This is a genomic window from Pasteurella dagmatis, from assembly GCF_900186835.1.
Classification (GTDB): domain Bacteria; phylum Pseudomonadota; class Gammaproteobacteria; order Enterobacterales; family Pasteurellaceae; genus Pasteurella; species Pasteurella dagmatis.
In genome coordinates, this window is sequence record NZ_LT906448.1 from 2124719 (window position 1) to 2139293 (window position 14575).

At 40.0% G+C, this 14575-nt stretch carries 13 protein-coding genes and 1 CRISPR repeat array; of the genes, 3 read left to right on the top strand and 10 right to left on the bottom strand.

Going from position 1 to position 14575, the window contains the following annotated elements:
• Nucleotides 1–34 precede the first annotated feature (34 nt).
• The 5 genes from hemN to rapA form a co-directional block, all read right to left on the bottom strand.
• Nucleotides 35–1402: an oxygen-independent coproporphyrinogen III oxidase gene (gene hemN / locus CKV78_RS09710; RefSeq protein WP_032855543.1), complete on the bottom strand. Its 1368-nt coding sequence runs from the start codon at nucleotides 1400–1402 to the stop codon at nucleotides 35–37.
• 17 nt (nucleotides 1403–1419) lie between these two features.
• On the bottom strand, nucleotides 1420–1860 hold the full coding sequence (locus tag CKV78_RS09715) for a DUF2489 domain-containing protein (RefSeq protein ID WP_005764111.1): 441 nt from the start codon (nucleotides 1858–1860) through the stop codon (nucleotides 1420–1422).
• A 5-nt stretch (nucleotides 1861–1865) separates the two neighbouring features.
• Nucleotides 1866–2435 (bottom strand): Der GTPase-activating protein YihI, encoded by a 570-nt coding sequence (gene yihI / locus CKV78_RS09720; RefSeq protein ID WP_032855542.1) that lies wholly within the window; start codon nucleotides 2433–2435, stop codon nucleotides 1866–1868.
• Nucleotides 2436–2498: 63 nt separating this feature from the next.
• Nucleotides 2499–3158, bottom strand: a complete 660-nt coding sequence (rluA, locus tag CKV78_RS09725) for a bifunctional tRNA pseudouridine(32) synthase/23S rRNA pseudouridine(746) synthase RluA (protein ID WP_032855541.1) — start codon at nucleotides 3156–3158, stop codon at nucleotides 2499–2501.
• Between the two features lie 81 nt (nucleotides 3159–3239).
• Nucleotides 3240–6143, bottom strand: coding sequence for an RNA polymerase-associated protein RapA (gene rapA / locus CKV78_RS09730; RefSeq protein ID WP_005764105.1), 2904 nt, complete (start codon nucleotides 6141–6143; stop codon nucleotides 3240–3242).
• Nucleotides 6144–6387: 244 nt separating this feature from the next.
• On the opposite strand from rapA, the gene pnuC reads away from it, so the two are divergent.
• On the top strand, nucleotides 6388–7080 hold the full coding sequence (pnuC, locus tag CKV78_RS09735; RefSeq protein WP_032855540.1) for a nicotinamide riboside transporter PnuC: 693 nt from the start codon (nucleotides 6388–6390) through the stop codon (nucleotides 7078–7080).
• A gap of 20 nt (nucleotides 7081–7100) precedes the next feature.
• Nucleotides 7101–7622 (top strand): rhodanese family protein, encoded by a 522-nt coding sequence (locus tag CKV78_RS09740; protein ID WP_032855539.1) that lies wholly within the window; start codon nucleotides 7101–7103, stop codon nucleotides 7620–7622.
• Between the two features lie 110 nt (nucleotides 7623–7732).
• Here the strand turns inward: CKV78_RS09740 and CKV78_RS09745 are convergent, their stop codons facing one another.
• Nucleotides 7733–8446, bottom strand: a complete 714-nt coding sequence (locus tag CKV78_RS09745) for a tRNA1(Val) (adenine(37)-N6)-methyltransferase (RefSeq protein ID WP_005764100.1) — start codon at nucleotides 8444–8446, stop codon at nucleotides 7733–7735.
• A 111-nt stretch (nucleotides 8447–8557) separates the two neighbouring features.
• Between CKV78_RS09745 and srmB the strand changes: the two genes are divergently transcribed.
• Nucleotides 8558–9886: an ATP-dependent RNA helicase SrmB gene (gene srmB / locus CKV78_RS09750; RefSeq protein ID WP_005764099.1), complete on the top strand. Its 1329-nt coding sequence runs from the start codon at nucleotides 8558–8560 to the stop codon at nucleotides 9884–9886.
• 145 nt (nucleotides 9887–10031) lie between these two features.
• A CRISPR array of direct repeats spans nucleotides 10032–10360; the repeat unit is 29 nt; unit sequence GTTCACCGCCGCATAGGCGGCTTAGAAAT.
• A gap of 116 nt (nucleotides 10361–10476) precedes the next feature.
• Here srmB and rfaC read toward each other — a convergent pair.
• From rfaC to CKV78_RS09770, 4 genes are all read right to left on the bottom strand, one after another.
• Nucleotides 10477–11427: a lipopolysaccharide heptosyltransferase RfaC gene (gene rfaC, locus CKV78_RS09755; protein WP_005764097.1), complete on the bottom strand. Its 951-nt coding sequence runs from the start codon at nucleotides 11425–11427 to the stop codon at nucleotides 10477–10479.
• Nucleotides 11427–12470 (bottom strand): lipopolysaccharide heptosyltransferase II, encoded by a 1044-nt coding sequence (gene waaF, locus CKV78_RS09760; protein ID WP_005764095.1) that lies wholly within the window; start codon nucleotides 12468–12470, stop codon nucleotides 11427–11429. The genes rfaC and waaF overlap by 1 nt, the downstream gene beginning before the upstream one ends.
• Before the next feature lie 66 nt (nucleotides 12471–12536).
• On the bottom strand, nucleotides 12537–12947 hold the full coding sequence (locus CKV78_RS09765) for a copper chaperone PCu(A)C (RefSeq protein ID WP_005764093.1): 411 nt from the start codon (nucleotides 12945–12947) through the stop codon (nucleotides 12537–12539).
• Between the two features lie 119 nt (nucleotides 12948–13066).
• Entirely contained in the window at nucleotides 13067–14491 is a 1425-nt protein-coding gene (locus tag CKV78_RS09770) for a sucrose-specific PTS transporter subunit IIBC (protein ID WP_005764091.1), read from the bottom strand.
• Nucleotides 14492–14575 lie beyond the last annotated feature (84 nt).

The window sequence follows — 14575 nt, forward strand, 5'->3', positions numbered from 1 at the left end:
TTAGACAAAGTGCGGTGTTTTTTCAAGTTGCTGTTTAGATGATTCGTGAGAATTGTTGGCGTTTTGCTTGCTCTCTTGAATACGTATCAAAACATAAGCAAATATTGCGAATTAATAAACGCCCTTTTGCGGATACTTGTATATTATCTTCACCAATCTCTAATAAACCGTCTTTTGCTAATGGCTCAAGCAATTTTAAGTCTTCGGCAAAATGGGTTTTAAATTGAATGTCATATTGTTGTTCAATTGGTAGAAAATTCAATTTAAAGTTACAAATTAATTGTTTAATCACATCACGGCGCAAGCAGTCTTCTTGGCTCATTACAAAGCCTTTGTGTAATGCAATTCCAGAGTTGTCTACATCAGCATAATAATGTTTTAACTCTTTTTGATTTTGTGCATAAGTGTCGCCTAATAAGCTAATGGCAGACACGCCTAAACCTAATAAATCACATTCTTCTTGTGTGGTGTAGCCTTGGAAATTGCGATGTAAAACGCCTTTTTGTTGGGCGATAGCCAATTCATCGTCGGGCTTAGCAAAGTGATCCATTCCGATGAAGGAATAGCCAGCATCACCCAAGGTTTCAATCATTTTTTGTAAGATTGTTAATTTAGTCGCCGGTGCAGGCAGTTGATCATTTTTGATTTTGGCTTGTCCTGCAAAACGGCTTGGTAAGTGTGCATAGTTGAACACACTTAAACGATCAGGGTTTAATGCGATCACTTTTTGCAATGTGAACATGAAGGTATCCACATTTTGCAGTGGCAAGCCATAAATCAAATCTAAGTTAGTGGATTGGAAACCGAGTTCTCTCGCACGCTTTAACAAAGCCTCAATGAATTGTTCATCTTGCTCACGATTCACCGCTTTTTGCACGTCTTTATTGAAATCTTGCACGCCCATACTCATTCGGTTAAAGCCAAGATGACGTAAGTGATCAAGCATTGGTAACTCAATTTCACGTGGGTCAATTTCAATACTAATTTCTGCATTACGCGTAATAGAGAAATGTTTATGTAACATTGACATTAGGCGCGAGGATTGTGCTTCTGTGAGGTAAGTTGGTGTACCTCCGCCCCAGTGTACTTGTGTTGTGATACGATTTTTAAAGAGTGGAGCACGCATTTCGATTTCTTTTTCTAAGAAATCGAGGTAGATATCTGCCTTGTGTTGGTGGCGTGTAATCACTTTATTACACGCACAGAAATAGCAAAGTTTGTGACAGAAGGGGATATGCACATAGAGGGAAAGGGGGCGGTTAGGATAACGTTGCGCAGCCTGAATAAAATCAACATTAGTATAATTCTCATTAAATTCCAGTGCTGTTGGATAGGATGTATAACGTGGACCAGAATAGTTATACTTTTGAATTAGTGCTAAGTCCCAAATAACTTCGGACATTTTCCCCCCTTTCAATCTCAAGACGAAATTTTTTCAATATCAGATAATAGCTGATGGATTTCCAATAATATTTTCTTTTCTAAATCAGCTTCGGCACTTTCACGTTGTAGATCTAAACGCATACGCTCATTTTTCTTTAATTCACGGCGTTTTTCGTGTGTTGGCATATCCATAACGACTTCATAAAGTTGGTACATCGCTTGATAAGTTTTCAATTTATGACCCAAAGGATCAAGCAACATTTTTAAGCGAATGACTCCTTCAGAATGGTTACAATCCCCGTTTTGCATTGCTTTAGCGATGATTACGACACTTTCTTTAATACGTTTTGCACGTGCAAAACGTGCGTTTTCAATGGCTTTGCGCTGTTTTTGTAATGCGAGTAATAAATAACCCGCATACACTGCCATTGCCACCACAATGACTATTGCTAGAATGAATAAAATCGTTGTCCACATAACAATTATCTAAATTGGTTAATATCGATTTTTTCAAAAGTGCGGTATAAATCTTCTTCCGTGTCTTCTTCGTCAGAAATACCTAACTCATCCATTAATTGTGCAATGCGATCTAAGCACTCATCAACGAATTTTTGATCGTCTGCATTTAACGTTTTTCCTGCATCTAATTCGTCTAATAATTGGTTTAAGCATTCATTATTTTCAAGTTGTTCTAATTCCAACATTGGATCTAATTTCGGTGCTTTTTCTTCCAATTTCATTGGCGGAATGGTCATTCCTTTCTCAGGTTTGTTCACAAATTCCACAATTAAAGGCACTTTTTTACGGCTACCAATGCGCGGATCTTTTTTCTCTAACGCTTGGTTATTTGCATTGTTTTCTGTTGCACTATGACGTGAGCCTGATGCTAAGCCTTTGTGTTTACGTTTCTTTTTATCTTCACGAGCTTTGGCATCTAATTCATAGCGAGTTAATTTTTTGCCTGGTTTGCCTTTTGGCAATTCCACTTTTTTATCTACCTTGCGCGCAGGCATAATATCGGTAATTCGGCGTGTTTTCTTCTTACGAGCCATATTCTTTTCTCTTAATTTATCATTGGTGGCGAATTGTACCACTGTTCAATAGGTAATGCCTAACTAAAACTCTGGTTTTACAGTGAAAACCAATCGTTCTTGAGTGATTGGGTGGCTAAATTCTAAACTCTCTGCGTGCAAGCATAAGCGAGGTGAAAGGGCTTTTGCTTGTGGGTGAGCGTAGAATTTATCGCCTAAAATTGGGTGTCCTAAGGCCAGCATATGTAATCTAAGCTGATGTGAACGCCCTGTAATTGGGGTTAATTTTACTCTTGTAGTGTTGTTAGGATAGCGTTCTAAAACTTCATATAATGTGACCGCACTTTTGCCACGTTCAAAGCAGATTTTTTGGCGAGGGCGATTTTCCCAGTCACAAATTAGGGGCAGATTGATTTTCCCTTGGTCTTCTTCCAAATGTCCCCAAACCAATGCCTGATAATGCTTTTTCGGTTCACGTTCACGGAATTGACGTTTTAACTCACGATCTGCAGCTTTGCTTAAGGCAAATAAAATCAAGCCACTGGTTGACATATCTAAGCGGTGTGCTGGTTCACAGAAACCATATTTTTCTTTTACTCTCGACATTGCGCTGTCGTAATACTGCGGCTGATTGCCGGGTACTGAGAGCAAGCCACTCGGTTTGTTTACCACGACAAAATGATCGTCGTAATGGACGATATCGAGATAAGGTTCTGTGGGTGGGTTGTAGATAATTAATGCCATGTTAATTTCTTTTTTGTTATTTTGCACTTTTACCAATACTGGCTTTGTTTCGGTAAAAGTGCGGTGCTTTTCTTTAAAGTTTTATTCTTTATTACTCACAATCACGCGTAAACTGTCCAAACGCCAAGTGGCTTGTTGTAGCTGTGCGAGAGATTGTGTTCTGATGTTTTCTAGTGCATCGACTTCATCTTGGCGAATATTCTTATTTACTGCTTGTAATGCGGTTAAGCGGTTAAGTTCTGCGCTGAGGGTTTGATCTGCAAGTTGTTGTGCATTGTGGATAATTTGTTCAGCCTGTGCAATGATTTTTTGTTCGCTGGCTTTGATCAATTGTTCAATATTTTGACGTACCATTTTCACCACCTTGTTTGCCATATTTTTACCAATTGGTTTTAATTGCTTTTGCAGAGCATTAAAAGACACTTGGTCTGCCAAGTTATTGCCTTTTTGATCGAGCAATAAGCGGATTGGCGTTGGTGGTAAGAAACGTGTAAGCTGTAAGCCTTTTGGTGCTTGCGCTTCGACCACATAAACCATTTCCAGTAATAGCGTGCCAGCTGGTAAGGCTTTATTGATCAGTAAGCTCACTGTGCTTTTACCGATATCACCTGACGTAATCAAATCAATACCATTTCGGATCAGAGGGTGATCCCAACTGATAAATTCCAGATCTTCACGCGCAAGAGAAAGTTGACGATCGAAGGTGACAGTTGAACCTTCTTCCTTTAATCCGGGGAAATCTGGTACAAGCATATTACTCGAAGGTTGAATGACGATAGATTTTTCACCTAAATCCTCTTGCTCTAGACCGATAATATCAAACAGATTAAGTGTAAAATTCACTAATTCTGTTGAACCATCTTGTTTAGCAATATCCGCTGCAAGCTGTTGTGCTATTTCTCCCCCATTAGAGTTTAATTCTAATAAACGATCACGTCCTTTCTCTAAAGCTTGTTTCAGCTCAATTTGCTGTTTACGGGTCTGTGCAATGAAGTCATCAAATCCTTCAAGTGCGGTCGGTTTTTGTAAAATTTCATCTAACTGCGTTTGATATTTTTCGAATAATGTCATACCCATTGGGCAGGTTTCTTCAAAGGCATTTAAACCTTCGTGATACCAACGTGCAAGTACTATTTGAGCTGTATTTGCAAAACAAGGCACGTGAATTTGAATGTCACGAGTTTGACCAATACGATCCAAGCGACCAATACATTGCTCTAATAAATCGGGATTATCCGGCAAATTGAATAGTACTAAATGGCTGGCAAATTGGAAGTTACGACCTTCTGAACCAATGCTTGAACTTAATAATACTTGTGCACCTTCTTCTTGTTGAGCGAAGTAGGCAGCTGCTCGGTCACGCTCGACAATAGTCATTTTTTCGTGGAATACTGCGGCACGGATCGCTTCTTTTTCACGTAACGCTTGTTCTAATTGAATGGCAGTATTGGCTTGGCGACAAATGACGAGCACTTTTTCATCGCGGTGATTTTTCAAGAATGTGATTAACCATTCTAAACGAGGATCAAATTCCCACCAACGTGAATCTGGATTCAATTTTTGGAACATTTGTTCTGGATAGAATGAATCTTTCTCCCCTTTTTCACCTAACATTGTTAAGACGTTTGCTGCATTGTTGTATTGTTTTGGTAATTCCAACGTGATTTGGTTATAAGTACGACGTGGGAAACCTTTCACCCCTTGACGTGTGTTACGGAATAACACGCGACTTGTGCCATGACGGTCAATCAGGTTATCAATAAGCTCTTGGCGCGCTAATGCTTTTTGTTCTTCGTCAGCATTAGAGTCAATCACTTTTAATATTGGCTCAACGTCTTGTTCAGACAAAAGCTCCGAAATATGATTTTTTTCGACCGCACTTAATGACTTATCCGAAAGCAAACTTTGTACCGCATCAGCAACGGGTTGATATTGTTGCTGTTCTTTTAAGAACGCTTGGTAGTCATAGAAACGATCTGGGTCAAGCAAACTTAAACGTGCAAAGTGGCTTTCTTGCCCAAGTTGCTCTGGTGTAGCCGTCAGTAATAATACCGACGGAATTTTGCGTGCAAGCTGTTCAACTAATTGATATTCCAAACTTGGATTGTCTTCTGACCAAGCAAGGTGATGGGCTTCGTCCACAATCAACATATCAAAGCCCGATTCGAGTAATTGTTCTACACGTTTTGGTTTTTCGCGTAACCAATCTAACGCACAGATAATTTGTGATTCTGTCGTGAATGGATTGATCCACAATGCTGATGTTGGATCTTCAAAATCAGCACAACGTTCTTCATCAAACAATGAAAAATGCAAGTTAAAACGGCGCAACATTTCCACTAACCATTGGTGTTGTAGTGTTTCAGGCACGATGATTAACACACGTTCCACTTTTTCTGCAAACAACTGCTGTTGCAATATCATTCCTGCTTCAATAGTTTTACCTAAGCCCACTTCATCAGCTAATAACACTCGTGGTGCAGTACGTTGACCAACTTCTTTCGCAATATGTAATTGGTGTGGAATTAAGCCTGCACGAATACCACGCAATCCACGTAATGGTGACTGGAATTGTGCTTGCTGGTGTTTTAATGCGTTATAACGCATTGCAAAATGTTCATTACGGTCAATTTGTGCAGTAAATAAACGATCTTGTGGCTTACTGAAAGTCATTTGGTGAGCTAAATCCATTTCTTTTATTGTGACTTCTTCACCATTGTCACTGCGTTTCACCAGATAAAATGCCACACCTTTGTTTTCTAAAATATCTAAAACAGTGCCTTTCCAGCCTTCGTGATGAGTGATTTCATCACCCACTTGAAATAACACGCGCGTTAAAGGAGCAGAATCTAACGCATAAATACGTTGTTCCTCTGATGCAGGGAAAAGAATGGTGACGGTACGCATATCCACACCGACAATTAAACCTAAACCAAGACTATTTTCGCTTTCACTAATCCAACGTTGACCTACTGCAAATGTCATAAAATACTTTCTCTAATCATTGTTTTTATAAAAAATAGCCGGCTATTTTAGCGATCTTAAGCTGAAAAATAAAACGAAATATCAGCTTTCTGAAAATGGCAGAGATTATGCTATTTCGATTAATCCACATATTACAAAAAATGTAGTTAATGCTTATTTTTGAGAATGAAATGTAGCTTAACCTTGACATCAATTTAGTGAGGTGTGAAAATTTGACCATCTTTTTTCTATGGAGATTATGAGAATGAACTTACAAGCCATTAAAAATGAATTTTTAGGCGGTTGGAAACCTTTTGAAGTTGTCTGGCTATCTGCGTTTTTAATTGCTCAGATTGTGATTTATGTTCAAAATCCAGAGTCGATTTTGGCAATGATTTCAGGGATCTCAGGCATTTTATGTGTAGTCTTCGTGAGTAAAGGGAAAATCAGCAACTATTTCTTTGGTTTGATTTTTGCTTATACTTATTTTTATGTGGCGTGGGGTGCAAATTATCTGGGTGAAATGAACACCGTGCTTTATGTGTATATCCCAGCACAATTTATTGGTTATTTCCTTTGGAAGAATAATTTACAAAAAGAGACAGCGAATACAGAAAGTGTTATCAGTAAATCTCTCAGCTTAAAAGGTTGGGTCATTACCTTAACAGCGATTGCTGTGGGCACATTGTTATTTGTACAAGCATTGAATGCGGCGGGCGGAAGCTCAACAGGTTTAGATGGATTAACCACTGTGATTGTGGTGGTGGCGCAATTATTAATGGTATTGCGTTATCGTGAACAGTGGCTTTTATGGATTGTACTTAACGTGATTTCAATTGTGCTTTGGACGCAAGCGAACGAAGGCTCACTTTCTATGGTGACAATGTATTCTGCCTATTTACTAAACTCTCTTTATGGGTATTATAATTGGCGAAAATTAGAACAGGTCAATCGCTAATTAAATTTAAGGAGGGTCAAATGTCAATTACTATTATTTCAGCACAGGATGCACAGCAAAGGGTGCTTGCAGGCGCAGTTTTAGTGGATATTCGTCAACCAGATGAACACCGCCGTGAACATATTGAAGGTGCAAAATCTATTCCTCTTGAGGAGTTAAATAAAGGTCCACGTAAGGAATTAAAAGAACAGAAAGTCATTATTTTCCACTGTAAATCAGGAATGCGAACTAAAAATGCACAAGATATTTTGGCAAAATATGTGGATTTTGGTGCGGAAGTATATGTAGTCGAAAAAGGCATTGATGGCTGGAAAGCAGCAAATTTACCGGTCGTATTTGATAAAAAACAACCTTTAGAAATGATGCGCCAAGTGCAAATCGCTGCTGGCTCATTAGTGCTGTTAGGCTCAATTTTAGGTTTGCTTGCTTCACCATATTTTTTTGCAATTCCATTATTCGTTGGTGCTGGTTTAATTTTTGCGGGAGTGACGGGTTTCTGCGGAATGGCAAGGTTATTAGCTTTAATGCCTTGGAATAGATAATTTTTGATGTCGTGGTTTCCAGTTTGCCCCTCTTATGCAGAGGGGCAATTTTATGGGGCAGATTCAAAACTTCTTTAAAAGTGACCGCACTTTTTCAATTTCTCAACCTATTAAAACTTCAGATAAAAATCTCGTGTGAGTGCCACAAAATCCGAATGGTATTGGTTATTTTCATCGTAAATAATTAACTGGCTTTGCTTTAATGGCGCTGTTTGCAAGGCAAACGTCAGCAGTAAACGTTGTGGATCTTTGCCGATTTTTGTTATCACTTCACAACGTTCAACGCAAGGAAGTGCAGTGTGTTTTAATAATATTTCGCCCGCTTCAAAAGGTAATACAAAACTGATTTTGCCTTGTGCTGATACACATTGAGATGCCAAATCTAGCCAATCTAAATGCGTGAGATTTTCTGTATAACGTGCTAAATTACGTTGCTTACTGCTACAATCAATGCCTTGTGGAAAATAAGGTGGATTAGCCACAATTAAGTCGAATTTATCCACAGTATTTGTACAAAAATCCGCAATGTTTTGTGAATATAAGTGAATTTTGTTCGCCCATTTAGATTGTTGAATATTCTCTTGCGCTTGTAAAAGAGCCGCTTGATCTAATTCCACTGCACTAATTTGGCAATCCTCCGCACTGCGTTGTGCTAGCATTAAGGCAATTAAGCCTGTGCCAGTGCCTAAATCTAAAATGCGTTTAGCTTGGCTAATGTCAGCCCAAGCGCCCAATAAAATCCCGTCAGTGCCAACTTTCATTGCACAACGATCGTGATGAATATGAAATTGTTTGAAGGTGAAACCATTTTGTTTTGCTGACATAAATTTCCTTAAAAATGACCGCACTTAAGTGCCAATCTTGCCTTGATTTCGCAACGTGGGCAAAGTGCGGTATAATCTGCCACAATTTTTTAATGATAGAAACCCATACTTATGACATCAGCAACTTTTGACGATTTTGATCTCGACCCTGCCTTACTAAAAGCTTTGGCAAAAAAGGGCTACACACGCCCAACTGCAATTCAGCAAGAAACTATCCCAGCTGCAATGGAAGAGCGTGATGTGTTAGGTTCAGCACCAACAGGCACAGGGAAAACCGCCGCATTTTTATTACCGGCAATTCAACATTTATTAGATTATCCACGCCGTAAACCGGGCGCACCTCGTGTGCTTGTATTGACTCCAACTCGTGAATTGGCAATGCAAGTGGCAGAGCAAGCAGAAGAGCTTTCTGCATTCACAAATTTAAGCATTGCGACAATTACCGGTGGTGTGGCATATCAAAACCACGGTGAAGTGTTTAATAAAAACCAAGACATCGTAGTGGCAACGCCAGGGCGTTTATTGCAATACATTAAAGAAGAAAACTTTGATTGTCGTTCTGTTGAGATTTTGATCTTCGATGAAGCGGATCGTATGTTACAAATGGGCTTTGGGCAAGATGCTGAAAAAATCGCTGCGGAAACCCGTTGGCGTAAACAAACTTTATTGTTCTCAGCAACCTTAGAAGGTGAGTTGCTGGTGGATTTCGCAGGGCGTTTATTAACAGATCCTGTGGAAATCGATGCTGAACCAAGCCGTCGTGAGCGTAAAAAAATCCAACAATGGTTCTATCACGCTGATAGCAATGAGCATAAAATCAAATTGCTCGCCCGTTTTATTGAAGAAGAAAAAGTGAGTCGCGGTATTGTTTTCGTGCGTCGTCGTGAATATGTGCGTGAGTTGTCAGAAACTTTGCGTAAACGTGGTATTCGTTCTACTTATTTAGAAGGCGAAATGGCACAAACTCAACGTAATAATGCGATCGATAAACTGAAAAATGGTGTAGTGACAGTTTTGGTTGCAACGGATGTTGCCGCGCGTGGTATTGATATTGAAGATGTCAGCCACGTAATGAACTTTGATTTACCATATAGCGCAGACACTTATTTACACCGTATTGGGCGTACTGCGCGTGCAGGTAAAAAAGGCGTTGCGGTGTCTTTTGTCGAAGCACACGACTATAAATTACTCGGCAAAATTAAACGTTATACCGAAGAATTATTGAAAGCGCGCGTAATTGAAGGCTTAGAGCCACGCACTAAAGCCCCGAAAGATGGCGAAGTGAAGACGGTCACTAAAAAGCAAAAAGCACGTATTAAAGCGAAGCGTGATGAGAAGCAAAAACAAGAGCAGAAAAAGAAAACAAAACTGCGCCATAAAGACACTAAAAATATTGGAAAACGCCGTAAACCAAGTTCAGCAACGAACAGTGCAGAATAATTAACAACCTATCTTTAACCCTTTTTTCTTAAGAGATGATTTATCGAATAAGATGAAAGGGTTATTTTTATGCCAAAGAAAAGGTTTTTCACCGTCTAAGCAGCCCTTCCTTGATGAATAAATCCACATTGATTAGACTAGTCTAGTTCACCGCCGCATAGGCGGCTTAGAAATTGCATTGCATAGAACACAATCGCCAAGTGGTGTTCACCGCCGCATAGGCGGCTTAGAAATACTGCGTTTCACGAAATCAAGGGCGGCAAATGTTCACCGCCGCATAGGCGGCTTAGAAATTTCTTGCCGTTGTCGAGATTGTGCCAGTACGGTTCACCGCCGCATAGGCGGCTTAGAAATATAAGCACTTGAATTTCTGCCAGCGGTTGATGTTCACCGCCGCATAGGCGGCTTAGAAAATTGGTATTCCCCTGTTCTCATCTCAAACCAGGTTCACCGCCGCATAGGCGGTTTAAAAAACTCGCCGGTTTTCAAGACCGGCGGTGCCTTTATGTTTTAGATCGACCTCTTGAATGCCATTCATGCGCTCTTCTGGAAGGTAGATTATGGGGACTAATCGTTTTGGGGCTTGCCGATTATAAAAGTGCGGTGAGTTTTTGCAGAATTTCATTGGCTTGAATTTTGTCCATACTTTCAGCTACTAAATAATGTTGGTTTTTACCGTAAGCGCCGATTAATTTTGGATCAGTTGCACCATATAAGGTGATATTGGTTTTATCTAAAGCCGCGGTTAAATGCGCCAAACCTGTATCAACGGACACCACTGCTTTGGCATTGACAATCTGTTGTGCGAGTGCAGAGAGGTTCGATTTTGGCAGAATTTTTACCAACGCCAGATCTTGAGCGATCATTTCTGCACGCTGTCTTTCTGATGCATTGGACCAAGGTAAGCGAATTTCCAAACCAAGTGCGGTCAATTTTTCTGCTAATTTTCGCCATTGTTCGTCTGGCAAGAATTTATCTTGGCGTGTTGTGCCGTGGAAAAATATCACATAAGGCGTTTCGTTTGCTTGGGTTGGAAAATGGCGCGCAATGCCATAATCGCCTTGTGTTTGTGGTAACGTATAATTAAGACTTCGCGCAAATAGCTGGCGAATACGTTCTACGGCGTGTTGTTGGTAACTAATCGCATATTTTCTGTCATAGAAAAATGAGGCGATTGGCTCACGAATGGAATGGCGATCGTAGCCGTGTTTTGTGCCTTGTGCTAAACGGGTGGCAAAAAACGCACTTTTGAATAACCCTTGTGCATCAATCACTGCATCATATTGATCGGCTTGCAATAAAGTGCGGTAGTTTTTCCATTGATTTCGAATGTCAGCTGCAAAAGGGGATTTTCTCCAGCGACGTAACGCAATCGGAATAACTTGATTGACTGCACTGTGCCAATGTGGAATTTCAGCAAAATTTTCCTCAACCACCCAATCTACTTGTAAATGGGGGATCGCATTTTGTGCATCGGTCAGGGCAGGAAGTGTGTGTAAAATATCGCCCATCGATGAGGTTTTTACCAAACAAATTTTCATTAGCGTGCAAGTAATCCCGTGAGTTTTTCCAATACCCTTTCTGGCTGAATATCAATTAGACTTTGATGATAACCTTCAGCGCTGTCTTTACCTTTACGGACTTTGATTAATCCACCTTCAATCAAGCGAATGATGATCGCTTTATCAGATAACGGTGGCGTATAAGTTGGGCTAGTTGGGCCATAAAGGGCGACTAATGGGCGTTTTACAGCAGCTGCAATATGCATTAAACCACTGTCGTTGCTCACAACAGCCACACAGTTTGCAATTAAATCGACTGCTTCATTCAATGAGGTCTGTCCCGCTAAATTAATACAATAATGTCGCAAATTTTGTGGTAAAGCTTGGCGAATATCTTCACTTACTTCATTATCTTTCGCAGAACCAAATAAGCGAATTGCATAGCCTTGTTGAATTAACATTTCTGCCAGTTTCGCATAATGATAATGTGGCCAACGTTTTGCCGGTCCAAATTCGGCACCTGGACAAAAACCAATGCTCGGGCGATGTTCTGTAAGTGCGGTCTGTTTTTCGAATTTTTTTAGAGTTTCCGCTTGTTCTTCAGAATTGATCGTCAGATAGGGCACTGGGCGTGGTAAATCTGCCGCTTTTGGCACTGCACCTTTTTCAAAGCCTAACGCAATATAGCGTTGCACCATCATTGGATAATCTTTTTTGTTGTTGCGGATATCATTTAAGAAAATATAACGGCTTTCGCCTTTCCAACCACGACGGAGTGGAATTTTGGCAAAAAAAGGAATGAAAGCAGATTTTAACGAGTTTGGTAACACAATCGCCATATCATATTGATTACGCAAGGCTTTGCCTAAGCGATAACGTTCACCGAGTGCAAATGCACCGTGTCCGATTGGCATTGTAATTGCATTACGCACTTCAGGCATACGGGCGAGGAGTGGCTTACACCAATTTGGTGCCATAACATCAATCTCACAAGCAGGATATTGTTGTTTTAACACTTGATATAAACTGTGCGACATCATCATATCGCCAACCCAAGAAGGACCAATAATTAAAATCTTCATACTTATTCCATTCTTTTTTAAAAATAAGACACAATATGCTCTATTTTAGACTATTTTTGCGATGATTTATTGGTATTGAATAATTTTTGCATCAACTTTAATGACTTCGCCATTATCAAACAGTAAACGTAGTGGAAATGTGTTACCCGCTTTGAGATCTTGTTCAACATCAAATACCATAATATGCAACCCGCCACGTTTGAGTGATGTCATTTTATGGGCTGGAACGTTAATGTCACTCAATTCAACCATTCTACCATTTTGTGTGCCGTGCAATGTTAAATGAGCACCAATGTCACTTTGTACCGTTGCTAAACTAACATCTTCCTCACCTTCATTATAAATATTCATAAAGATGGCGGTCGGTTCTCCCACTTTAGCATTAAAAATCAGGGCTTGTGTGACATTAATTTTAGCAAAAAGGGTAACAGGCAAAAGTGCGGTCAAAATAAAGCACATTTTAGCTAATTGCTGCATAAAGGATCCTCGTCAATAAAAAATAATGGTACATAATATGTGGATATAATACGCTTTTGAAAAGAAAAATGCCGTGATTTTTTCGACCACGGCATTTTTTATTCTGTATCTAAATTGAGTTATTCTACTTTGAGTTGCGTTCTTTTACCTAAGATAACGCTGAGTGTAAAGGCGATAGAGGCGGAAATCAACATTCCCACGCAATACATCGCTAAGCTGTCAGGCTTAATTGATGGGATACCTGGCAAACCAGCAGCGCCAAGTGCAATGGCTTTCACATTGAATAAGGCGATGAATGCACTAGAAATACCCGCGCCGATCATTGCAGAAATAAATGGGTAACGATAACGTAAGTTAACACCAAACATTGCAGGCTCAGTAATACCTAACAAGGCAGAGATACCAGAAGGCACTGCGATACCTCTGACTTTGGCATCTTTCATCACATAAGCTGCACCTAAACAAGCAGCACCTTGCGCAATATTTGACATTGCTGCGATTGGGAAAATAAATGTACCGCCAGTGCGAGCGACTTCAGCAAGCAATTGCGTTTCTACCGCAATGAAAGTTTGGTGCATACCTGTGATCACGATTGGGGCGTAAAGAGTACCGAAAATTGCACCGCCTACGAAACCAAGAGTGTCATACAACCACGTTAACCCTGTGCTAATTAATGAACCAGCTTCACGTCCTAATGGTCCGATGACAGTAAAGGCAAGCAATCCTGTAACGAATAAGGCGAAAAGTGGCGTAATGAGGTTATCCAAGAATGAAGGAACGATTTTACGTAAGTTTTTCTCTAAAGTGGCTAATACCCAAGAGGCAACTAAAACAGGAATAACCGTGCCTTGATAGCCAACACGCTCAATCTCTAAACCAAAAATATTCCAATATTGAATATTGCCTTTAGCTAGCGTGAGCGCATAGTTCCAACCATCAGAAAGTGCGGGGTGGACTAATAACATGCCAAGCGCAGCCCCTAAGAAGGGATTTCCTCCAAATTTTCGAGTGGCTGAAAAACCAAGTAAAACAGGTAAAAAGACAAAAGGTGCATTAGCAACAGTATTTATAAAATCCACTAAATCCGCAATGGCAGGGTGCAGATCGACAACATTTTTGCCTTCAATGAAGAAACCTTTTGCTGTCAACATACTGTGAATACCCATTAATAAACCGCCAGCAACAATTGCAGGGATAATTGGTACGAAGATATCAGCTAACCCCTTGACTAAGCGTTGCAGTAAACCTTGTTTTTCGTTACCTGCACTTGCTACTTCAGAGGTAGTCATATCACCAATACTTAAAATCTTGCTTAATTCAGCATAAACTTTGTTGACTGTGCCAGAACCGAAAATAATTTGATATTGCCCCGCGACTGAAAATTGCCCTTTAATACCCTCGATATTTTCGATGCCTTCTTTATCAATGAGCGTTTCATCTTTTACAACGATTCTCAAACGTGTTGCACAATGTGCAGCTGCAGAGATATTGTCTTTACCACCGAGTTTTTCAATCACCTGTTGTGCGATTTGCTGGAAGTTCATAGTCACCACCTGTATTAATATGTATAAAATAGATTGGTTATATTTTAACTAAAGCGTTTTAGTTTGGAAGAGTTGTCCACTAAA

Coding starts and splice junctions, on each gene's coding strand:
- hemN (WP_032855543.1), bottom strand. CDS start 1,402: ATGTCCGAAGTTATTTGGGACTTAGCACTAATTCAAAAGTATAACTAT.
- CKV78_RS09715 (WP_005764111.1), bottom strand. CDS start 1,860: ATGTGGACAACGATTTTATTCATTCTAGCAATAGTCATTGTGGTGGCA.
- yihI (WP_032855542.1), bottom strand. CDS start 2,435: ATGGCTCGTAAGAAGAAAACACGCCGAATTACCGATATTATGCCTGCG.
- rluA (WP_032855541.1), bottom strand. CDS start 3,158: ATGGCATTAATTATCTACAACCCACCCACAGAACCTTATCTCGATATC.
- rapA (WP_005764105.1), bottom strand. CDS start 6,143: ATGACATTTGCAGTAGGTCAACGTTGGATTAGTGAAAGCGAAAATAGT.
- pnuC (WP_032855540.1), top strand. CDS start 6,388: ATGAACTTACAAGCCATTAAAAATGAATTTTTAGGCGGTTGGAAACCT.
- CKV78_RS09740 (WP_032855539.1), top strand. CDS start 7,101: ATGTCAATTACTATTATTTCAGCACAGGATGCACAGCAAAGGGTGCTT.
- CKV78_RS09745 (WP_005764100.1), bottom strand. CDS start 8,446: ATGTCAGCAAAACAAAATGGTTTCACCTTCAAACAATTTCATATTCAT.
- srmB (WP_005764099.1), top strand. CDS start 8,558: ATGACATCAGCAACTTTTGACGATTTTGATCTCGACCCTGCCTTACTA.
- rfaC (WP_005764097.1), bottom strand. CDS start 11,427: ATGAAAATTTGTTTGGTAAAAACCTCATCGATGGGCGATATTTTACAC.
- waaF (WP_005764095.1), bottom strand. CDS start 12,470: ATGAAGATTTTAATTATTGGTCCTTCTTGGGTTGGCGATATGATGATG.
- CKV78_RS09765 (WP_005764093.1), bottom strand. CDS start 12,947: ATGCAGCAATTAGCTAAAATGTGCTTTATTTTGACCGCACTTTTGCCT.
- CKV78_RS09770 (WP_005764091.1), bottom strand. CDS start 14,491: ATGAACTTCCAGCAAATCGCACAACAGGTGATTGAAAAACTCGGTGGT.